General features: G+C 72.5%; 20 protein-coding genes and 1 tRNA gene. 13 read left to right on the top strand and 8 right to left on the bottom strand.

The genetic code is table 11. The features are described from left to right. Nucleotides 1–33: 33 nt before the first annotated feature. Nucleotides 34–1,524, bottom strand: a complete 1,491-nt coding sequence (locus ABD126_RS05955) for a S10 family peptidase (protein WP_343932610.1) — start codon at nucleotides 1,522–1,524, stop codon at nucleotides 34–36. Between the two features lie 30 nt (nucleotides 1,525–1,554). On the opposite strand from ABD126_RS05955, the gene ABD126_RS05950 reads away from it, so the two are divergent. From ABD126_RS05950 to ABD126_RS05890, 13 genes are all read left to right on the top strand, one after another. Beyond that, entirely contained in the window at nucleotides 1,555–2,268 is a 714-nt protein-coding gene (locus ABD126_RS05950) for a uracil-DNA glycosylase (protein WP_343932609.1), read from the top strand. Between the two features lie 50 nt (nucleotides 2,269–2,318). Further along, nucleotides 2,319–3,431, top strand: coding sequence for a type IV toxin-antitoxin system AbiEi family antitoxin (locus ABD126_RS05945; RefSeq protein WP_343932608.1), 1,113 nt, complete (start codon nucleotides 2,319–2,321; stop codon nucleotides 3,429–3,431). Beyond that, nucleotides 3,428–4,267, top strand: a complete 840-nt coding sequence (locus ABD126_RS05940; protein ID WP_343932607.1) for a hypothetical protein — start codon at nucleotides 3,428–3,430, stop codon at nucleotides 4,265–4,267. The genes ABD126_RS05945 and ABD126_RS05940 overlap by 4 nt, the downstream gene beginning before the upstream one ends. Before the next feature lie 40 nt (nucleotides 4,268–4,307). Beyond that, nucleotides 4,308–4,973: a DUF4129 domain-containing protein gene (locus tag ABD126_RS05935; RefSeq protein WP_343932606.1), complete on the top strand. Its 666-nt coding sequence runs from the start codon at nucleotides 4,308–4,310 to the stop codon at nucleotides 4,971–4,973. Continuing rightward, a complete protein-coding gene (locus ABD126_RS05930) occupies nucleotides 4,970–5,479 on the top strand; it encodes a hypothetical protein (RefSeq protein ID WP_343932605.1) in 510 nt (169 codons plus the stop codon). The genes ABD126_RS05935 and ABD126_RS05930 overlap by 4 nt, the downstream gene beginning before the upstream one ends. Beyond that, entirely contained in the window at nucleotides 5,476–6,435 is a 960-nt protein-coding gene (locus ABD126_RS05925; protein ID WP_343932604.1) for an AAA family ATPase, read from the top strand. Before ABD126_RS05930 ends, ABD126_RS05925 begins: the two co-directional genes overlap by 4 nt. Beyond that, nucleotides 6,432–7,754 (top strand): DUF58 domain-containing protein, encoded by a 1,323-nt coding sequence (locus ABD126_RS05920; protein WP_343932603.1) that lies wholly within the window; start codon nucleotides 6,432–6,434, stop codon nucleotides 7,752–7,754. The genes ABD126_RS05925 and ABD126_RS05920 overlap by 4 nt, the downstream gene beginning before the upstream one ends. Beyond that, nucleotides 7,751–8,266 carry a hypothetical protein gene (locus tag ABD126_RS05915; protein WP_343932602.1) on the top strand — a complete coding sequence of 172 codons (516 nt, stop codon included), beginning with the start codon at nucleotides 7,751–7,753 and terminating at the stop codon, nucleotides 8,264–8,266. The genes ABD126_RS05920 and ABD126_RS05915 overlap by 4 nt, the downstream gene beginning before the upstream one ends. Nucleotides 8,267–8,448: 182 nt before the next feature. Further along, nucleotides 8,449–9,774 carry an NAD(P)/FAD-dependent oxidoreductase gene (locus ABD126_RS05910; protein WP_343932601.1) on the top strand — a complete coding sequence of 442 codons (1,326 nt, stop codon included), beginning with the start codon at nucleotides 8,449–8,451 and terminating at the stop codon, nucleotides 9,772–9,774. Between the two features lie 185 nt (nucleotides 9,775–9,959). Continuing rightward, the gene (locus ABD126_RS05905) at nucleotides 9,960–10,082 is read left to right on the top strand and encodes a hypothetical protein (RefSeq protein ID WP_015098199.1); all 123 of its coding nucleotides are present in this window, start codon (nucleotides 9,960–9,962) and stop codon (nucleotides 10,080–10,082) included. A 60-nt stretch (nucleotides 10,083–10,142) separates the two neighbouring features. After that, entirely contained in the window at nucleotides 10,143–11,204 is a 1,062-nt protein-coding gene (locus ABD126_RS05900) for an ATP-grasp domain-containing protein (protein ID WP_343932600.1), read from the top strand. After that, the gene (locus ABD126_RS05895) at nucleotides 11,185–12,255 is read left to right on the top strand and encodes a SagB family peptide dehydrogenase (RefSeq protein WP_343932599.1); all 1,071 of its coding nucleotides are present in this window, start codon (nucleotides 11,185–11,187) and stop codon (nucleotides 12,253–12,255) included. The genes ABD126_RS05900 and ABD126_RS05895 overlap by 20 nt, the downstream gene beginning before the upstream one ends. Nucleotides 12,256–12,342: 87 nt before the next feature. Beyond that, a tRNA-Leu gene (locus ABD126_RS05890) sits at nucleotides 12,343–12,415 on the top strand. Between the two features lie 252 nt (nucleotides 12,416–12,667). On the opposite strand, the gene ABD126_RS05885 is transcribed toward ABD126_RS05890, so the two are convergent. The 7 genes from ABD126_RS05885 to pqqC form a co-directional block, all read right to left on the bottom strand. After that, on the bottom strand, nucleotides 12,668–14,299 hold the full coding sequence (locus tag ABD126_RS05885; RefSeq protein WP_343932598.1) for a DUF885 domain-containing protein: 1,632 nt from the start codon (nucleotides 14,297–14,299) through the stop codon (nucleotides 12,668–12,670). Between the two features lie 57 nt (nucleotides 14,300–14,356). After that, nucleotides 14,357–15,004: a LuxR C-terminal-related transcriptional regulator gene (locus tag ABD126_RS05880; RefSeq protein ID WP_343932597.1), complete on the bottom strand. Its 648-nt coding sequence runs from the start codon at nucleotides 15,002–15,004 to the stop codon at nucleotides 14,357–14,359. After that, complete coding sequence (locus ABD126_RS05875) at nucleotides 14,956–16,236, bottom strand: sensor histidine kinase (RefSeq protein WP_343932596.1); 1,281 nt, start codon at nucleotides 16,234–16,236, stop codon at nucleotides 14,956–14,958. Before ABD126_RS05875 ends, ABD126_RS05880 begins: the two co-directional genes overlap by 49 nt. A gap of 125 nt (nucleotides 16,237–16,361) precedes the next feature. Further along, on the bottom strand, nucleotides 16,362–17,237 hold the full coding sequence (gene pqqB, locus ABD126_RS05870; RefSeq protein WP_343932595.1) for a pyrroloquinoline quinone biosynthesis protein PqqB: 876 nt from the start codon (nucleotides 17,235–17,237) through the stop codon (nucleotides 16,362–16,364). Further along, on the bottom strand, nucleotides 17,234–18,289 hold the full coding sequence (gene pqqE / locus ABD126_RS05865) for a pyrroloquinoline quinone biosynthesis protein PqqE (RefSeq protein ID WP_343932594.1): 1,056 nt from the start codon (nucleotides 18,287–18,289) through the stop codon (nucleotides 17,234–17,236). The genes pqqB and pqqE overlap by 4 nt, the downstream gene beginning before the upstream one ends. After that, nucleotides 18,282–18,551 (bottom strand): pyrroloquinoline quinone biosynthesis peptide chaperone PqqD, encoded by a 270-nt coding sequence (gene pqqD, locus ABD126_RS05860; RefSeq protein WP_343932593.1) that lies wholly within the window; start codon nucleotides 18,549–18,551, stop codon nucleotides 18,282–18,284. The genes pqqE and pqqD overlap by 8 nt, the downstream gene beginning before the upstream one ends. Next, a complete protein-coding gene (gene pqqC, locus ABD126_RS05855) occupies nucleotides 18,548–19,243 on the bottom strand; it encodes a pyrroloquinoline-quinone synthase PqqC (RefSeq protein ID WP_343932592.1) in 696 nt (231 codons plus the stop codon). Before pqqC ends, pqqD begins: the two co-directional genes overlap by 4 nt. Nucleotides 19,244–19,313: the final 70 nt, after the last annotated feature.

Below are 19,313 nucleotides of genomic sequence, written 5' to 3'. Positions count from 1 at the left end.
GTTGGCGCCTGCGGCGCGGGAAGTGGGCTTCGGCTAGCGGTTGGAGGCTGACTGCACGAAGGCGGCCAGGTCCTTCGACTGCTGGATTCGGCTGGGCTCGTGGACGTACATCATGTGGCCCGCCGGGTAGTAGGCGTGCTCGATGTTGTCCAGGAGTTCCTTCGGCACCTTCAGGTGTGCCACCACGTGCTCCGCCGCGTAGTACGGGGTCGCGCCGTCGTAGTGGCCGTACGCGATGTGGACCTTCAGGTCCGGGTTGGCGCGCATGGCCGAGGCCAGCTTGTCCGCCACCGTCACGTGCCGGGCCTCGAACTCCTTGAACGACCACGGGTGCACCGTGCGGGAGATGATCTCGTACGGCAGGTCGTTCTCGTAGCCCAGGTCCGCGCGCAGGTAGTGGTTCAGCGCCGCCGTGTACGGGCCCAGGATGGCCGAGTAGGACGGGTCCTCGCTGAACTGCTCGCGGCCGTAGTCGTTGTCCGGGCCGGAGAAGCGGGAGTCCAGGCGGCCCACGACGCGGCGCTCGTGGCGCAGGAGTTCGGTGAAGAAGCGGACGTGTTCCAGGCGGAGGTCCACGCGGTCCACGTAGTCCTCGGACAGGCCCGTGAGGGACGCCAGCTTCGTGACCGCCGCCGCGCGTTCCCCGTCGGTCAGGCGGTGGCCCCTCGCCAGGGCCCACGGGTAGTCGCGGGACGCGAAGTCCTCCGCTTCCGCCAGCACCTCGTCCAGCGGGCGGTCGCCGTGCAGGCCGTGGTAGTGGGCGATGGCCGCGTACGTCGGCAGGAACAGCGTGTGGGGCAGGTCGTTGCCCTCGCTGAAGTCCAGGGTGGCGAAGTCCAGGACCGACGAGATCAGCATGAGGCCGTTGAGGTACATGCCGTAGCGGGTCTGGAGGTGTTCGGCCAGCGCCGCCGCGCGGGTGGTGCCGTAGGACTCGCCGGCCAGGAACTTCGGGGACAGCCAGCGGCCGTGGCGGGAGGTCCACAGGCGGATCACCTCGCCGACCGACTCCACGTCGCCCTGGAAGCCGTGGAACTCGCCCGGCTTCTCGCCCTTGACCGCGCGCGAGTAGCCGGTGGACACCGGGTCGATGAACACCAGGTCGCTGTGCGCGAGCAGGGTCTCGGGGTTGTCGACCAGCTCGTACGGCGGGGGCACGAGTTCGCCCACGTCCCCGGACACCACCCGGCGCGGGCCCAGCAGGCCCAGGTGCAGCCACACGCTGGAGGAGCCCGGTCCGCCGTTGAACGCGAACGTCACGGGGCGCTTGGCCGGGTCCGCGCCGTCGAGCGTGTACGCGGTGAGGAAGACCTCGGCCTTCGCGACGTGCCCGTCGAACTTGCCGTCGGTCAGCACCTCCTGGCGCAGCACCACCCGGCCGGTGGTCGCGGTGTAGTTCAACTTGCGCCGCTTGACGGTGGTGCTGTGCTGGGTGGTGACGAGGTCGTCGGTCGGGGTGTCCTTCCCCGCGTCGACGGTCCCCGTCACCGGGGTCTTGCCGTCCTCGGTGTCCTTGTCGGTCATGGTCGAACTCTACGGTTGGGGCACGGGTCGATGCGCAGCCTTTCCGAGCTGGACCGCCGGGTGAGCACGTGCCGCGCGTGCCCCCGGCTGGTGGCGTGGCGGGAGGAGGTGGCGCGGGTCAAGCGGGCCGCGTTCGCCGGTGAGGAGTACTGGGCGCGGCCGGTGCCCGGGTTCGGTCCGCCGGACGCGGGGTTGGCGCTGGTCGGCCTGGCCCCGGCGGCGCACGGCGGCAACCGGACCGGCCGGATGTTCACCGGCGACCCGTCCGGCGACTTCCTGTACGCGGCCCTGCACGCGGTGGGGTTGGCGTCGCAGCCGACGTCCGTGCGGCGCGGCGACGGCCTGGAGCTGTACGGCACCCGCATCACGGCCCCGGTGAAGTGCGCGCCCCCGGAGAACAAGCCGACCGCGCAGGAGCGCGACAACTGCCGGCCGTGGCTGATCTCCGAACTGGAACTCCTCCGGCCGACCCTGCGGGCGGTGGTCGTGCTGGGCGGCTTCGGCTGGCAGGCGCTGCTCCCGGTCCTGGCGTCGTGCTGGCAGGTCCCCCGGCCCCGGCCGGCCTTCGGCCACGGTGTCTCGGTGACCCTGCCCGCGCAGGACGACGGGCCGGACCTGGAACTGTTCGGCAGCTACCACGTGAGCCCGCACAACACCTTCACCGGCCGCCTGACCCCGTCGATGCTGGAGGACGTGCTGCGGCGAGCGGCGCGGGCGGCGGGGATCGCAAGATCACCTCTTTGAGTGGTTTTTGCAGGTAGACACGTGCTGTTCCGAAAAAGATACTGTTCCACGTGTCGCGGAACACCACGGAACATGGAACAACCGAGGCGGAGTTGATCACCGCCGCCGCAGAGGTCGTGCGGGCCGTTCTCCCGGCGACCTGGGCGGTCGAGGTCAGGCTCGGGGTCAGCCGGGACGTGGGCGGGCGGGCGCGCGAGGCCGACGCGGAACTGGCTGTCCGTGATCCCGATGGTTCCACAGCGACCGTGTTGATCGAGTTCAAGCGGCAGATCGCGCCGAAGGACGTCGCGCGGGTGGCAGCCCGGATCGCCGCATTCCGAGGCGGCCAAACACGAGGTGCGGTGCTGGTGGCGCCGTTCGTGTCACCCACGGTCAGAGCCGAACTGGAGACCCATGGCATCGGCTGGTTCGACGCGACCGGCAACGTCCGGCTCGTCTTGGACCGCCCAGCGGTGTTCATCGACCGCGTCGGTGCGAACCGAAGTGGCCTGAGGGACCCGGAAGAACGGAACCTCAAGACGCTTCGAGGTGCGGCGGCAGCGCGGGTCGTGCTGGCCCTCTGCGAGTCGGGGACACCGGTGGGGGTGCGCGAAGTGGCGACCCTGGCGGGAGTGAGCGCGTCGAGCAGTTCGCGGGTGCTCGACCTGCTCGACCGGGAAGCCACGATCCGGCGGGGCGCGGACGGAGCGGTCGTCGCGGTGCGCAGGCGGGCGCTGGTGACCCGGTGGGCCGCCGACTACCGGGTGATGAAGTCCAACGAGGTCATCGCGGCGATCGACCCGCGCGGGATCGACCACGCCTTGGGAGCCCTGCTGGACGTCGATGTGCCGGCCGTGCTCACCGGGTCGGCCGCCGCACGCGCGTACCTGCCCGCGGACGTGGTGCCGGTGTCCCCGTTGGGCTCGCTGAGCGTCTACACCGCTGACCCGATCGGCCTGATGGATCGGCTCCGGCTCAAACGGGTCGAGCGCGGGGCCAACGTGTTCGTGATCCGGCCCTATGACGACGTCGTGGAAGAACGCGCCCGGACGGTGAACGGCCGGCGGTGCGCCGCTCCCGCGCAGGTGGTGGCGGACCTGCTCACGGGCTCGGGGCGGTCGGCGGAGGAGGCGGAGCAGTTGATGGGCGCACTCGCCGCCGTGGAGGAGGGATGGACGTCATGACGCCACCCGAGTACGTGGCGGCACGAGCGGTCCTGCTGGACGCTTTGCAGGCGCTCGGACCGCACCTCCGAGCCGTGGTGCTGGTGGGCGCACAAGCCGTCTACATCCACAGCGGGAGTGCCGACCTCGCGACCGCGCCGACGACCACGGACGCCGACCTGGTCGTCGCGCCGGGCCTGGTGGCCGACGAACCGCTCATCGCCTCCGCCATGCAGCGCGCCGGGTTCGTGCAAGGCGGGCAGCCGGGGACCTGGCTCGGGCGCGGACAGGTGGCGGTCGACCTGATGGTGCCCGAAGCCCTCAGCACGGGACACGGCCGTCGATCGACCGAAGTGCCGGGCCACGGCCGGTTCTTCCGCCGGACGCAAGGACTTGAGGCGGCGGTCGTGGACAACGACAGCCGCCGGATCGCCGCACTGGCCGAGGAGGACACGAGGTCGTTCGACGTGCGGGTCGCGGGTCCGGCGGCGTTGCTCGTCTCGAAGGTGGTCAAGATCAGCGAGCGGCTGGCGAACCCCAAGCGGCTCAAGCCGAAGGACGGCTTGGACGTCCTGCGCCTGCTCCGGGTCGCCGACCCGGTCGCTCTCGCGGCGACCCTGGACGGGCTGCTGCTGAACGGACTCTCCGCGGACGCGACACGGCTCGCCGTCCACGCCCTCCGCGAGCACGGCACGCGCCCCGACGGCCCCATCCCGTCGCTGGCCGCGGACGCCGAAGCGGGGTTCGAGGATCCGGACGTGATCAAGGCCTCGACCGTCGCGCTGGTGGAGGAATTGCTGGAGAGCATGGGGTTCGACGAGTCGCCGGACGGCAGGGCGGCGGGGATCTTGGGGTAAACGGCGGGCGTCGGGGTGGTTCGGCGGGCATTCTCTTGCCATGAGACCCCGGCTCGTCCTCGCGCTCCTCGTGGGGTTGGCGTTGGTCGTCGTCGCCCTGTCCGCGCGGGGCGCGTCGCCGGTGCCGTACGAGGACCGCGGGGGTGGTGAGCAGGCCGCGCCCACGATCACCCAGCCGCCGGCGGGGGACGCGGGTGACGTCGAGCGCGGGTCGGTGGTCGGTGGGTCCCTGGTGCTCGTCGTGCTCGTGTTGATCCTGATGACCGTTGTCGTGATCATCGGGCTGCTGAGCGTGTTGCGGCTTCCGAAGAGGCGCAAGCGGCGGGGGACCGGGGCTGTGGGGGAGACGGCGGACGACGTGTACGTGCGGGTGCCCGAGCTGCTGGTGCGCGGGGCGCGGGAGGCGTTGGAGGACCTCTCCCGGCGGACCGGGGGACCGCCTCGGGACGCCGTCGTGTTCGCCTGGCTGCGGCTCGAAGAAGCGGCGGCGGACAGCGGGGTCGAGCGGTTGCCGCACCAGACGGCCACCGAGTTCACCGGTGGTCTCCTCGCGCGGTTCGCCGTGGACGAAGAGGCCACCGACCGGTTGCGGCGGGCCTACCAGCGGGCGCGGTTCGGGACGGCCGAGGTGACCGAGGACGACGCCCGGGTCGCGCGGGAGGCGCTGGAGCACATCGTGCGCGACCTCGACGGGAGCCGGGCGTGACGGCCCCCGACCGGACCGGTCCGGACGCCGACCCCGAGCCGATGCGCCCGCTGGTGGGCATGGGCGCGGCCGTCGGCATCGGGGTCGTGGTCGGTGTGGTGACGGCGTTCACGCTCGTCCGGGTGGGCGCTCCGCTGCACTGGGCGGTCGTGGTGGCCGTGCCCGTGCTCGCCCTCGGCGTGCTCGCCGCCCGGCTGCCCCGCGCCACGGACGTCGCGTGGGCCGCGCCGCCCGCCCTGTTCTCCACCGCGACCTCCGGGCACGCGAGCACGTTGGCGAGCCGGCTCGCGGAGGCCGCCGTCGACCACGACCGGTTCACCCTGCGCGTCCAGCCCCGGCTGCGCCGCCTCGTCGAGGCCCGCCTGCGCCAGGAGCACGGCGTCCACGACCTCGCCGACCCGCGCGCCGCCGCGGTCCTCGGCCCCGAGTTGCACCGCCTGGTCACCGACCCGGCGGCGACCCTGCCCGAGCCCACGAGGCTCGCCGAGCTGTTGGAGAACCTGTGACCTCAGCGACCCGCATCGGCATCGAGGCCAAGGCGGTCCTCGACGCCGTCGGCACCGTCGTCGTCGGCCGGCAGCGCTCGCTGCGGCTGGCGCTGGCGGCGGTCCTGGCCGGCGGCCACGTGCTGCTGGAGGACGTCCCCGGACTGGGCAAGACCCTGATGGCCCGGTCGCTCGCGCAGGCGCTGCGGCTGGACTTCAAGCGCTTGCAGTGCACGCCCGACCTGCTGCCCGCCGACGTCACCGGCTCCTTCCTCTACGACCCGGGCGAGCGGGACTTCCACTTCCGCGCCGGACCGGTGTTCACCGGCCTGCTGCTGGCCGACGAGATCAACCGCACCCCGCCCAAGACCCAGTCCGCCCTGCTGGAGGCCATGCAGGAACGCCAGGTCACCGTCGAGGGCCGCACGTTCCCGCTGCCCCGCCCCTTCCACGTGCTGGCCACCGCGAACCCGGTCGAGTACGAGGGCACCTACCCGCTGCCCGAGGCCCAGCTCGACCGGTTCCTGCTGCGCCTGGACATCGGCTACCCGCCGCCGGAGGAGGAGGTGGAGGTGCTGCGCCGCCGCCTGGCCCGGCAGCGCGAGGAGGCCGAGGTCGAACCCGTGCTGGACGCCGACCGCCTGCTCGAACTCCAGCGCGGCGTGGAGCGGATCGCCGTGGACGAGGACGTCCTGCGCTACTGCGTGGACCTCGCCGCCGCCACCCGCGCGCACCCGGCCGTCGAGGTCGGGGCGTCCCCGCGCGGCGCGCAGGCGCTGGTGCTGGTCGGGCGGGCGCTGGCGGTGCTGGACGGGCGCGACTTCGTGCTGCCCGAGGACGTCAAGGAGTGCGCGGTCCCGGCGTTGGCGCACCGGCTCACCCTGCGGCCCGAGACCTGGACCTCGGGGGTGACCGGCGTGGAGGTCGTCACCGAGCTGCTCGGCCGCGTCGCCGGACCGGCCAGCAGCCGGTCATGAGCCGCGGGCAGCGCATCAAGGACGCCCTGGCCGGTGGGCGCGGCTCGCACTGGCACCCCACGGACGCCCTGGTGCGCGGCGCGGCCCTCGGCGTCGGGCTGGTCGTCGTCGGCGGGCTGATCCACCGGGTCGAGCTGGTGCTCTTCGGCGCGCCGCTGCTGGTCTCGACGCTGATCGCGCTGGTCGCGAAGGTCGGCGGGAAACCTGTCGTGGCGGTGCGCGGGCTGCCGCGCACCGGCGAGGTCGGCGCGGCGAAGTCGCTGGTCGAGGTGGACGCGGGCAGCGGGGCCGAAGTGGTCGCCATCCGGCTCCCGGCGGGCGGACCGGGGCTCGGCCCGGTGCACCTGCTGCCCGCCGGCACCCGGTCGGTCGAGGTGGTGCTGCGCCGCGACGCCTGGGGCGAGGGCGTGGACCTGCGACCGGACCACCTGGTGGCCGGGCCGGACGGGCTGCTGGTGTTCGGGCCGGTGACCGCCGCCGAACGGGGCCGCGTGATCCTGCCGCCGGTGCACCAGCTGCCCGCCGGGCTGCTGCCGGCGCGGGCGCGCGGCCTGGTCGGCGCGCACCGGGCGCGGCGACCGGGCGACTCGGTGGAGCTGCGCGACATCCGGGCGTTCCAGCCGGGTGACCGGCTGCGGCGGGTCGACTGGCGGGTGTCGCTGCGGGCGGGCGCGCTGCACGTCCGCGAGCACCACGCCGAGGCGGACGCGGACGTCGTGCTGGCGTTGGACACCCGGTTCGACGTGGACGCCGACGTGGGGTCGTGGTCGGTGGCGACGCAGGACGCGACCACCCGGGTCGGCGGCAGCCTGGACCTGGCGGTGCGGGCGGCGGCGTCGCTGGCGGCCGGGTACCTGCGGCAGGGCGACCGGGTGGGCCTGGTGGACCTGGGCCGGCCGCAGCTGTCCGTGCGGCCGGGGGCCGGGCGGCGGCAGTTGCTGCGGCTGCGCAACCAGCTCGTGGTGTGCGCGCGGTCGGCGGGGTGGGCGCAGCGGCCGGTGCTGCGGCCGGAGCAGTCGCCGCACGGCGCGCTGGTCGTGGTGTTGTCGCCGTTCCTGGACGCCGACGTGGTGGAGCTGTCCGTGCACGCGGCGCGGCGCGGTCACGTGGTGCTGGCGGTGGACGTGCTGCCGTCGGGGCTGCGGCCGGACCGGGAGACGCCGTGGGGCGCCGCCGCGCTGCGGGTGTTGGAGTTGGAGCACGAGGTGCGGCTGGAGGCCATGCGCCGGCACGGCGTGGCCGTCGTGACCTGGGACGCCCGCGCGGCGGCGATCTCGGCGGTCCTGCGCGAGGCCGCCCGACCGGGGGTGCGGCGGTGAATCCCGGAACGGTCGAATTGCGCGGCGGCTGGCCCGGCTGGGTGTTCCGCGCCGCCGTCGGAGTGGTCGGCTTGGTCGCCGCCGGCGTTCTTTACGCCGAAGGAGTGACGCTTACTCCATTGGTGTTGTACGCCGGTCTGACGGGCGTGACCGCCGCCATTCCCGCGTCGGCCGCCGCCGCGCTCCTGGTCGCCTATCCGCCGGTGGCGTTGGTGGTGCTCGGGGGCGAGCCGGTGCGGCCGGCGGTGCTGGTGCTGGTCGCGCTGGTGCATTTGCTGCACCTGCTGTGCGCTTACGCAGCGCTCGTACCCGTTCGGAGCCGCATTCACCCGTCCGCCCTGCGTCCGGCGGCCCTGCGGTTCGTCGCGGTGCAGGCGGGAGTACTCGGTTTGGCGGGGGTCGTGCTCCTTTTGCCGGGCGGCCGGACAGACGCAGCCGTTGAGGTGATCGGACTGGCGTGCGCGGCCGGTCTGGTGCTCGGCGCGGTCCTCCTGATGCGCCGGCGAAGCTGAGAGAAGCGTCTCGACCACTCAGCGAAAGCTGAGCTTCTGGATCGTTCCTCTCAGCACGTTCACCCCTGGTGGGGACACCGCCGCTGGTCAGCGCGCTGAGTGTCGCTCATCACCCGGCGACCGTGGTCACAACGGGGCCTGACGACCCGTCGGAAACGACCCTCCGGTGCGACCATAGGCGTATGGCTGCTGTGAAGTCGCAACCCACACGGATCGTGATTGTCGGCGGTGGGTACGTCGGCATGTACACCGCGCTGGGATTGCAGAAGAAGCTGCGTTCCGGTGAGGCGTCGGTCACGGTCATCGACCCACAGCCCCACATGACCTACCAGCCGTTCCTCCCGGAGGCGGCGGCCGGCTCGATCGAGCCGCGCCACGTCGTCGTGCCGCTGCGCAAGGTCCTCAAGCGCTGCCACGTGGTCACCGGCCGCGCCACCCGGATCGAGCACGCCCGCAAGGCCGTGACCGTCGAGCTGGCCGACGGCCACGTCGAGGAGTACGAGTACGACGTGCTCGTCTCGGCGCTGGGCGCGATCTCGCGCACCCTGCCCATCCCGGGCCTGCCCGAGGTCGGCATCGGCATGAAGACCATCGGCGAGGCGATCTACCTGCGCAACCACGTGCTGTCGCGGCTGGACCAGGCCGCCAGCACCAACGACCCGGAGCTGCGCAAGCGGTTGCTGAGCTTCGTCGTCATCGGCGGCGGCTTCGCGGGCATCGAGACGCTGGCGGAGCTGGAGGACATGGCCCGCTACGCGCTGCGCTACTACGAGGGCCTGCGCCAGGAGGACATGCACTGGGTCCTGGTCGAGGCGACCAACCGGATCATGCCCGAGGTGAGCGCCAAGCTCGGCGTCTACACGGTGCAGCAGCTGGAGAAGCGCGGCATCAAGTGCTACCTCGACACGCGGGTCAAGTCGATGGAGGACGGCCACGTCGTCCTCGACGACGGCACCGAGTTCGACTCGGACACCATCATCTGGACGGCCGGCATGAAGGCCAACCCGATGCTGCGCAACACCGACCTGCCGCTGGACGCGCGCGGTCGCGTGCAGTGCACGGCCGCCATGCAGGTCGTCGGCCTGCCCGGCGTGTGGGCGGCGGGCGACTGCTCGGCGGTGCCGGACCTGTCGCGCACCGAGGAGGACCCGACCGCGACCTGCGTGCCCAACGCGCAGCACGCGATCCGGCAGTCGAAGCTGCTGGCCAAGAACATCGTCGCCACCCTGCGCGGCCGCAAGCCGAAGGACTACTTCCACAAGTACCTCGGCAGCGTCGCGGGCCTGGGCCTCTACAAGGGCGTCGCGGACGTGTTCGGGCTGCGTTTCAAGGGCGTTGTCGCCTGGTTCATGCACCGCACCTACCACGTCATGTTCATGCCTACGGTGAACCGCAAGTTCCGCGTGTTCGTGGACTGGACGCAGGCGTTGTTCTCGGGTCGCGAGGTCGTGGCGCTGGGTCAGATCCACGAGCCGAAGGCGGAGTTCGACCGGGCCACGAAGAGCTGAGTGTGGTGCCCACTGCGCCGTTTGGTGGCGGTGGGCAAGCACCCGTCTGGCTCAGCTTCGTAACTTAAGCCCCCAATGGGAGTAATGGGCAGCGCGTCACCTTGACATTGCGTAACGTGAACCCGAGACTACGACTGGTGCGCCACCAAAAGTGTGACGCGCCAGTGGGGAGAGAGGTGACCGCGATGTCGCTTGAGGAGCTGGCCGCACAGCTTCGCCGCGGTGAGATCGAGGACCGTGCGCTGGCGGAGTACGCCGCCGAGTACGCCACCGCCGGAAAGGTTTTTCGCAGCAAGAAAGACGACTGAGTCATGTCCGCTTCCGGGTGGGGGAGCGACCTGGTTTCCCCACCCGAGGCCGTCCGGCCCGTGAAGCCCACCCCACTGCTGCTCCAGGGCCAGGACTACATCTTCCGGTCACCCGCCAAGAACCTGGACTTCCAGGAGCAGGTGCACCGCCTCGGCATGGTCGACGAGGGCGACGGCAGCCCCGTGCCCTGCGTGCTGGTCCTCGCCCGCGCCGCCGACATGGAGATGAACGCCCTCTCCATCGCGCTCGCCGAACGCGGCATCCGGATGGCCCGCGTCGACGCCGACCGCTGCGTGGACCTCCCCCTCACCGTCTACACCGACGCGCCCCTGCTGGAACTGGACCGCTGGCTGCTGCGGCCCCTGCTGGTGTGGCGCCGGCACTTCGAGCTCTCCGCCCTCCAGGTCGAACCCGGCACGCTGGCCGGCGCCTACGCCGTGGACCAGTGGGGCGCGGTCGCGAACTGGCTGTCCACCCGCGGCGACTGGGCCCACGTCAACCCGGCCCGCGCCACCGCCCACCTCGACCGGCTGACCCAGCTGTCCGACGCGGCGTCCTTCGGCCTGCGCGTCCCGCGCACCGCCGTGACCACCCGACCCGGCCGCACCCGGCCCGGCGGCGGGCGGTGCATCGTCAAGACCACCGGCCGCCACCTGCTCGAACCCCGCCCGGGGATGCAGCACGGCCTGTTCCCGCGCCCGCTGGAGACCAGCCGCTCCGGCGACGTCCCGGAGTCCGCGCCGGTCATCGTGCAGGAGTACGTGCCGTCCGACACCGAGCTGCGCGTGTTCGTCGTCGGCGAGCGGACCCTCGCCTTCCAGGTCGACAAGCTGGACCCCGCGCAGCTGTGGGTCGATCCCGAGGCGGTCCGCGTGACCCCGGTCGACGTGCCGGCGCGCCTGTCCGACCGGCTGCTCGCCTTAGCGCGGCACTGGCGCTTGCAGGTCGCCGCCTTCGACCTCCTGGTCTCCGGTGGCGACCACGTGTTCCTGGAGGTCAACGTCAACTGCGACTGGCGGTGGTTCGAGCACCGCGCGCAGGACGAGCGGGTGTCCGAGGCCGTGCACGAGTGGGTGGCGGCGCGTTTCAAGGAGTTGATGGGTGCGGGTAAAGGTCGCTGAGCACGCGGCGCTGTTCTACCAGGACGGCACCGTGGTGTGGGACGACTACCTCCACCACCGGCAGTTCGCGATCAGCGAGACCGCCGAGCTGCTGTGCCGCAAGTTCACCGAGTTCACCGACGTGGACGAGCTGCTGGCGCCGCTCGGCGAGGCCGACCAGAGCGCGCTGCGCAAGGTGCTGGACGAGCTGGTCGAGGCGGGCGTGCTGGTCGTGGAGGGGTCGCCGCAGCACGAGGCCGAGCGCCGCATGTTGTCCGGCTGGCGCGCGTGGGGCGCGTCGGCGCGGCACTTCCACTTCGCGAGCCGGACCCTGGTGGACGCCCCCTACCAGGCCTCGGACGAGCACGACGCGCTGCTGGACGAGAAGCTGACCCGGGACCCGGCGCCCGCGCCGTTCCGCAGCGTCGGCGGACCGGTGGTGCCGCTGCCGAGGCTGCCGGAGGACCCGTCGTGGGGGTCGCGGGGCCTGATGGACGTCCTGCTGTCCCGGCGCACGTCGCGCGAGTTCGGGCCGGGCCGAGTGCCGCTGGAGCGCGTGGGGGAGCTGCTGGCCGTGCTGGGCGCGCCGTCGCCGGCGCGGTCGCGGATCGGGCGGACGGGGACGGTGTTCAAGACCAGTCCGTCCGGGGGTGGGCGGCACCCGGTCGAGATCTACGCGCACGTGCGCGGTGTGGACGGCCTGCCGCCGGGGTGGCACCACTACGACGGCCTGGCGCACGCGCTGGAGCCGTTGGGCGTTTGCTGGTCGCCCGCGGAGATGGCGGAGGCGGCGGGCGACCAGGCTTGGGTGGGTGAAGCGCCGTTGGTTCTCGCGTACACCGCGGTGCTGGAACGGACGCGGTGGCGGTATGACACTTCGCGCGCGTACCGAGTGGTTCAAATGGATGTGGGTCACCTGTCGCAAACCGCGTATTTGGTGGCTACGGCAATGGGATTTGGTATCGGCTTCACCGCAGCATTGCGGGATGAACTGGTCGAACAGGCGCTGCGGTGTGACGCGTATCACGAAGTAGTACTCGGGATGAGCGCGGTGGGTCCATTACCCGAATGAGCGCAATAGCGGTTGGCATTGAGCCGTGCGGGGGACTTGTGACGAACCGGCCCCACGAACGCTGCGTAACCGCTTAGGCTCGCCGCTGCCCCCGTAGCCCAAAGGTAGAGGCAGGCTCCTTAAAAGAGTCACAGTACGGGTTCGAATCCCGTCGGGGGCACGACTGCTCCAACCTTCGTTGTCACCCGATCATCGGGTGATCAACTAGGCCAAGCCGACGCAACTACGCCTGCGCCAACCAGCCGCCGCCCGCAGCGCCAAGCCGCCCGCCGCCGCGCCCGCCGCAGACAGTCGAACCGAGCCTGGCCGGCCGTGCCGCCCAGCCGCGCCGCCCAGCCGCGCCGAGCCCGCCATCCTGGCCCGATCCGCTCGGCCGGCCGCCAACCAAGGCCGGCCGAGCGGACCACCAACCTCAGAGCTGCCCGGTCACCCAACCCCGCACGACCTCGTCCAACACGGCCAACGGCAGCGGCCCGCCGCCCAGCACCAGGTCGTGGAACGCGCGGATGTCGAAGCGGTCGCCCAGGGCCTCCTCCGCCGCCGCCCGGATGCGCTGGATCTCCAGCCGCCCCACCATGTACGACAGCGCCTGCCCCGGCGCCGCGATGTACCGGTCCACCTCCGACTCGATCTCCACGGCCGCCAGCGGCGTGTTCTCGGTCAGGTACGCCACCGCCTGCTCCCGGCTCCACCCGTGCGCGTGCAGGCCCGTGTCCACGACCAGCCGACCGGCGCGCATCGAGTCCATCGCCAGCATCCCCAGCCGCGCCACGTCGTCCGAGTACAAGCCCATCTCGTCGGCCAGCCGCTCGCAGTACAGGCCCCAGCCCTCCAGGTACCCGGTCACCGTCGCGACCCGGCGCAGCATCGGCAGGTCGGTCAGCTCCTGCGCCAGCACGATCTGGAAGTGGTGGCCCGGCACGGCCTCGTGGAACGCGATGGCCTCCGCCTGGTACCGGAACCGCTCCTGCACCCGGTGCGTGTTGGCGTAGTACGTCCCCGGCCGGACGCCGTCCATCGACGGCGGCGCGTAGAAGGCCGTCGGCGCGCCCGGCGCGTCCACCTCGGGCACCGGCTCGACCAGGCACCGCTTCGACGGGATGCGGCCGAACCACGCCGGCGCCGCCTCCTCCGCCCGGACCACGGCCGCGCGCGCCGCCTCGATCAGCTCCTCCTCCGAGCCCCACCGCAGCGCCGGGTCGGTGCGCATCCGCTCGAACACCTCGGCCACGTCCCGCGTCCCGAACACCCGCGACCCGACCTCGGCGTACTCCCGCGCCAGCGCCGCCATCAGCTCCAAGCCGGTCTGGTGCAGCTCCTTCGGCGTGCGCTGCGTGCTGGTCTGCACCCGCGCCAACCCCGCGTACACCGCCTCGCCGTCGGGCAGCCAGCACAGGCCCACCTTGTCCAGCGGGCGGCCCTCCAGCCCCGCGACCACGTCCCGGTACGCCGCGAACGCGGGCCGCACCTCGGCCTCGATCAGCTCGTCGCGCGCGGCGTCGAACTCGGCGCTGCCGCTCACCCGCGCGAACGCGTCCTCCGGCGCGGTCAGGTAGCGGTCCAGGTAGTCCACCGCCGCGTCCCGCAGGTGCGCGACCGGGATGCGCCCGGCCGCCGCGCCCGCGACGTGCCGCTCGCCGACCACCCGCAGGAACGCCGGGATCGCCGCCAGCCGCCGCAGGTAGTCCTGCTCCTGCTCGGGCGTCTTCACCACGGTCATCGGCATGACGTTCAGCAGCTCGCCCGCCGCCGAGAAGAACGACGGGCTGATCGTGTACTCGACCGACCGCGCGTCGAGCAGGTCGACCGTCGCCTCGGCCTGCTGCACGACGACCGCCCGGGTCACCGGGTCGTCGTCGCCGGGCAGGGCCCGCGCGCGGGCGGCGATGTCCGCGGCCTTGGCCCGCGCGGACCCTTCGGCCCCGGGCGTGTGGTCGGTGAGCAGGTGGTCGTAACCGGGCAGTCCGAACACGGTCGCGCCCAAGGGAGACAGGCGGGACATCAGGTCGAGCAGTTCTTCGGCGAGAGTGGCTGTCGTGTCCACGGTGAGCCCCCCGGGCGTCGGTTGGGAATGCAACTTGGTACTTAGCCTAAATAACGACTAGAGCCGGTCCAAATAGGCGAGCACGGCCAGCACCCGCCGGTTGTCGTCCTCGGACAACGGCAGCCCCAGCTTGCCGAAGATGTTGGCGATGTGTTTGCCGACGGCTTTCTCCGTGACGAACAGCCGCGCGGCGATCGCCGCGTTGGACCGGCCTTCCGCCATCAGCCCCAGCACTTCCCGTTCGCGCGGGGTGAGCGTGGCCAGCGGGCGGTCGCGGTCGCCGCGGGTGAGCAGCTGGGAGATGACCTCCGGGTCCATCGCGGTGCCACCGGCCGCCACGCGCCGGATCGCGTCCACGAACTGCCGGACGTCCGACACCCGGTCCTTGAGCAGGTAGCCGACGCCGCCCGCCCGGTCGGACAGCAGTTCGCGCGCGTAGAGCTGCTCGACGTACTGGGACAGCACGAGCACCGGCAGCCCTGGCACCCGCTTGCGCGCCTCGATCGCCGCGCGCAGCCCCTCGTCGGTGAACGTCGGCGGCAGGCGCACGTCGACCACCGCCACGTCCGGGCGGTGGTCGACGAGGGCCTTGAGCAGGGCGGGACCGGAGTCGACCGCCTCCACGACGTCGAAGTCGTAGGCCTGGAGCAGCCGGATCAGGCCGTCCCTGAGGAGGACGAGGTCTTCTCCGAGGACAACGCGCACGGCAGCTCCATGGTGACGATCGTGGGCCCGCCCATCGGGCTCGCGATGCCGAGTGTGCCGTCAAACGCGCCCAGCCTGCGCTCGATTCCGCGCAGTCCGCCGCCGTCGGTCGCTTCGGCGCCGCCGTGCCCGTTGTCGCCGATCATCAACGCGAGCCGGCCGCCCTCGTGCCGGACCCGCACCCACGCGCTGGTCGCGCCGCTGTGCTTGGCCACGTTGGTCAGCGTCTCGGCGACCGCGAAGTACGCCGCCGACTCCACCGGCGCCTCGGGCCGGCCGGGCAGCACGACGTCCACCTCCACCGGCAACGGGTGCGCCAGGGCCAGCGCCTTCAACGCGCCCTCCAGGCCGCGGTCGGCGAGCACCGGCGGGTGGATGCCGCGCACCAGGTCCCGCAGCTCCGCCAGCGCCTGCGAGGACGACTGGCGCGCCTCGGCCAGCAGGTCCCGCGCCGCCTGCGGGTCGCGCTGGAGCAGCTCCTCGGCCATGCCCAGGCTCATGCCCAGCGCCACCAGCCGCGCCTGCGCCCCGTCGTGCAGGTCGCGCTCGATCCGGCGCAGCTCGGCGGCCTGCGCGTCCACCGTGTCGGCGCGCGAGTCGGCCAGCTCCCGCACCCGGTGGGTCAGCGCCTCGGTGGCGCTGGGCGCGAGCATCCACCGCACGAACAGGGCGTGCACCCGCACGACCCGTTCGGTGCCCCACCACGCCAGGAGCAGGTAGAGCGCGCCCAGCAGCGGCGCGAGGAACCAGCCGCCGGGGTCGTTCGGGCTCAGCCCGTTGGGCTGGAGGTCGGTGCCGCCCGCGAGCCAGATGAACGGCGTGAGCAGCCCCAGGACGCCGCCCAGCCACAGCGCCGCCGGCAGGACGCCGCAGAGCACGCCCATGATCGCGTTGAGCGGCAGGAAACCCATGTCGCGCCACGTCGCGGGGTCGGTGGCGATCGTGCGGACCCGCGTCATCGGCCCCCGGTTGGCGGGCTTGCGGTAGGGCAGCGCGATCGGCTCGCCCAGCACCTTCCCGGCCCACCAGCGGTGCACGGTGGTGTACTTGCGCGCCAGGGCCGTGAAGAGCAGCAGCATCGGCACGCCCACCGTCACCAGGATCAGCGGGTAGGTGTAGAGCTGGAGCGGGATCAGCGGGAGGCCGATCAGGCACAGCGGCACCCGCGCCAGGGCGAGCCCGGCGGTCCGAAGCCGCGAGGCCGCTCCGCGCACGAGGTCGTGGTCCGTCATGCCGTCGATTCTCGCTGGCGCGCGAGCCGAAAGCGGTGGGTTTAACCCCCCGATCGACCAGCACCCCAACCCACCGGGCACGCTCCTCCCGCCGCTGAGCCGACCGCCCCGCCGCGGCCGGGGGCTCAGACCTCGATCACCGCCCCGTCCGGCAGCACCTCCACGCCCGCCTCGCGCAGCTTCGCGTGTTCCGCCGACTCCGGGTCGAGCACCGGGTTGGTGTTGTTCAGGTGCGTGTAGACCCGCCGCACGTGCGGGTGCCTGCGCAGCTCCGGCAGGGTGTGCGTGATGGGCAGGTGGCCCATCGCCGACTGGCCGCCCGACCGGCCCGTGGCCGCGCCCATCTCCGACGGCGCGTAGAAAGTGCCGTCCAGCAGCGCCACGTCCGCCTCCGCCACCAGGTCGTCGAACCCCAGCGGCCAACCGGCCAGGCACGGCGCGTACAGGACGATGCCGCCGGTCCCCGGGTCGTGCAGCCGGTAGGCCACCACCCAGTGACCCTCCACAGTGGACTCCGCCGCGTACCTCGGCCGCTTGCCGCTCACCGGGAACGCCGTCACCTCCAGCCCGCCGTCCAGCACGAAGGTCTGCTCCGGCTCGACCTGCCGCCACCGCCACTCGGCGTACCGGTCCAGCACCGCCCGCGTCTCGCCCAACGCGTGCAGCACGGTCGCGGGCGCGTGGACGCGCAGGCCCGCCGCGCCGCGCAGCGTCAGCAGGCCCAGGGTGTGGTCGAGTTCGGCGTCGGTGAGCAGGACGCCGCGCAGCGGGGTGTCGCGCGGGCCGGGGCCGGGGTGCAGGCACGGTGTCGCCGCGAGTTGGACCCGCAGGTCCGGCGACGCGTTGAGCAGCCACCACGACACCCCGTCGCCGCTGACCGCCAGGCCGTCCTGGGTGCGCGGCGACAGCTCACCGCGCCGCACCCCCGCGCACGGGCCGCACGCGCAGTTCCACTGCGGCACACCGCCACCCGCGGCCGTGCCGAGCAGGACCACCTTCACCGGGCCACCTCCCGGGCCACCAGGGCGTCCACCGCGGGCCGCCGCAGAACCTCCTCCACCACCCCGCGGTGCGGCGAGAGCGAGCACACCGGGTCGGTGTTCGCGGCGTTCCCGGTCAACTGGAAAGCCTGGCACCGGCACCCGCCGAAGTCCACCTCCCGGCGCGGGCAGCCGCGGCACGGCTCACCCATCCAGTCGAACCCGCGGAAGGCGTTGAACGACACCGAATCCCACCAGATGTCCCGCAACGACGCCGCTCGCACGTTCTCGATGCCCAACCCCTCGATCACCGTCGCCGCCGGGCACGGCAGGACGTCCCCGTTCGGCGCCACGGTCAACTGCCGCGCGCCCCACCCGTGCATGCACGGCTTGGGGTGCGCCTCGTGGTAGTCCGCGATCACGTACACGATTTCCATGCGGGATCGGCTCTTCGCCTCGCGCACGACCGCATCCGCTTGTCTCAATTGGCTTTCCGTCGGCAGCAGCGCCGCCTGGTTGCGCAACGCCCAGCCGTAGTACTGCGTGTTGGCCAGCTCCAGCCGGTCCGCGCCCATCTGCTCGGCCAGCGCGACGATGCCGGCCACGTGGTCGAGGTTCTGCCGGTGCAGCACCACGTTCACCGTCAGCGGCAGCCCGGCGTCCTTCACCGCCCGCGCGGCTTCGAGCTTGCGCGCGAAGCCCTTCACGCCCGCGATGCGGTCGGCGTTGGCCGGGTCGGCGTCCTGGACGGAGAGCTGCACGTGGTCCACGGCCAGATCCGCCAGCCGTGCCGCGGTCAGGCCCAACCCGCTGGTCACCAGGTTGACGTACGCCCCCAGCCCGCTCGCGTGCGCGGCCAGCTCGGGCAGGTCCCCGCGCGCCAACGGTTCTCCGCCGGACAGGTGGAACTGGAGCACGCCCAGCTCCCGCGCCTGGTCGAAGACGTCCCGCCACTCGGCGGTGGACAGCTCCGCCTCGCGCCGCACCAGCTCCAGCGGGTTGGAGCAGTAGCCGCAGCGCAGCGGGCAGCGGTGGGTCAGCTCGGCGAGCAGCCCGAACGGCGGTTCAGCCATCGGTCACCACCACCCCGCGCGCGGCCAGCCGCGTGACCAGCTCGGCCACGTCGTCCACGCGCACGCCGTCGAAGTCCTCGGCCAGCTTCTCCGCCATCTGCGCGATGGTGGTGCGGCCGTCGCACATGCCCACGACGGCGGCGGCGGTCTCGTTGAGCACCAGCACGCCCTCCGGGAACAGCACGACGTGGCTGTCCCGGGTCCGGTCGTAAGCCGTCTTCACGCCCTTGCCCAGCCTCGGCGTGGTGAAGAGGTCGCTCATGGTCTCGTCCCCGAGTAGTAGTCGACGGTGTCGAGGATCGCCCGCAGCACGTCGCACTTGAACGCCAAGGCGGCCACCGCCGCCTCCTGCCGCTCCCGGGTCGCGCAGTTGCGCACGACCAGGTCCAAAGTGGACCGTCCTTCTCCCGAGATCACCTTGAGCCGCGCGGTGAAGTAGGCGAAACCCTCTTCGGCGATCCAGGGGTACCGCGCCCGCATGTCCGCCAACCGCCGGGCCATCAGGCCGCGGGAGAACATCTCGGTCAGCCCCGACGCCACCGCCTCCACCCACGGTTTCGTGCGGGCGAAGGTGACGTAGGCGTCCACCGCGAACCGCACGCCCGGCAGCACGTGCCGCTCGTCGAGCACCTCGTCGCGGGACAGCCCCAACGCCTCGGCCATGCGCAGCCAGTCCTCCGCGCCGCCCTCGCCGGGCTTGGTGCCGTCGTGCCAGACGATCCGCTCGCGCCACTGCCGCCGCACGTCCGGGTCCGGGCAGTTGGCCAGGATCGCGGCGTCCTTGCGCGGGATGCAGCGCTGGTAGTACCACCGGTTCGCCGCCCACGACCGCAGTTCGTCCTTGGTGAGGTCGCCCGCGTGCAGGCGCAGGTGGAAGGGGTGGGTGTCCCAGTAGCGGGTCGACAGCCCGCGCAGCCGCGCGGTGAACTCCTCGGCCGACCACGGCTCGGTCATGCGCGCTCCCAAGGGGTTTCGCGAACACGGCGGCGTGACTCCGGTGGCGGCGCCCGGAGCCACGGTGCCG

The sequence above is a fragment of the Saccharothrix mutabilis subsp. mutabilis genome (assembly GCF_039521145.1).
Taxonomy (GTDB): Bacteria; Actinomycetota; Actinomycetes; order Mycobacteriales; family Pseudonocardiaceae; genus Actinosynnema; species Actinosynnema mutabilis.
Note: the sequence above shows the minus strand (reverse complement) of the source record. Positions and strands in the feature narration are given on the sequence as shown.

Excerpts from the sequence above, each read along its gene's own strand:
- ABD126_RS05935 (WP_343932606.1), top strand. The coding sequence starts at position 4,308 with ATGAGACCCCGGCTCGTCCTCGCGCTCCTCGTGGGGTTGGCGTTGGTC.
- ABD126_RS05905 (WP_015098199.1), top strand. The coding sequence starts at position 9,960 with ATGTCGCTTGAGGAGCTGGCCGCACAGCTTCGCCGCGGTGAGATCGAG.
- pqqE (WP_343932594.1), bottom strand. The coding sequence starts at position 18,289 with ATGGCTGAACCGCCGTTCGGGCTGCTCGCCGAGCTGACCCACCGCTGC.
- ABD126_RS05910 (WP_343932601.1), top strand. The coding sequence starts at position 8,449 with ATGGCTGCTGTGAAGTCGCAACCCACACGGATCGTGATTGTCGGCGGT.
- ABD126_RS05875 (WP_343932596.1), bottom strand. The coding sequence starts at position 16,236 with ATGACGGACCACGACCTCGTGCGCGGAGCGGCCTCGCGGCTTCGGACC.
- ABD126_RS05950 (WP_343932609.1), top strand. The coding sequence starts at position 1,555 with ATGCGCAGCCTTTCCGAGCTGGACCGCCGGGTGAGCACGTGCCGCGCG.
- ABD126_RS05955 (WP_343932610.1), bottom strand. The coding sequence starts at position 1,524 with ATGACCGACAAGGACACCGAGGACGGCAAGACCCCGGTGACGGGGACC.
- ABD126_RS05940 (WP_343932607.1), top strand. The coding sequence starts at position 3,428 with ATGACGCCACCCGAGTACGTGGCGGCACGAGCGGTCCTGCTGGACGCT.
- pqqD (WP_343932593.1), bottom strand. The coding sequence starts at position 18,551 with ATGAGCGACCTCTTCACCACGCCGAGGCTGGGCAAGGGCGTGAAGACG.
- ABD126_RS05920 (WP_343932603.1), top strand. The coding sequence starts at position 6,432 with ATGAGCCGCGGGCAGCGCATCAAGGACGCCCTGGCCGGTGGGCGCGGC.
- pqqC (WP_343932592.1), bottom strand. The coding sequence starts at position 19,243 with ATGACCGAGCCGTGGTCGGCCGAGGAGTTCACCGCGCGGCTGCGCGGG.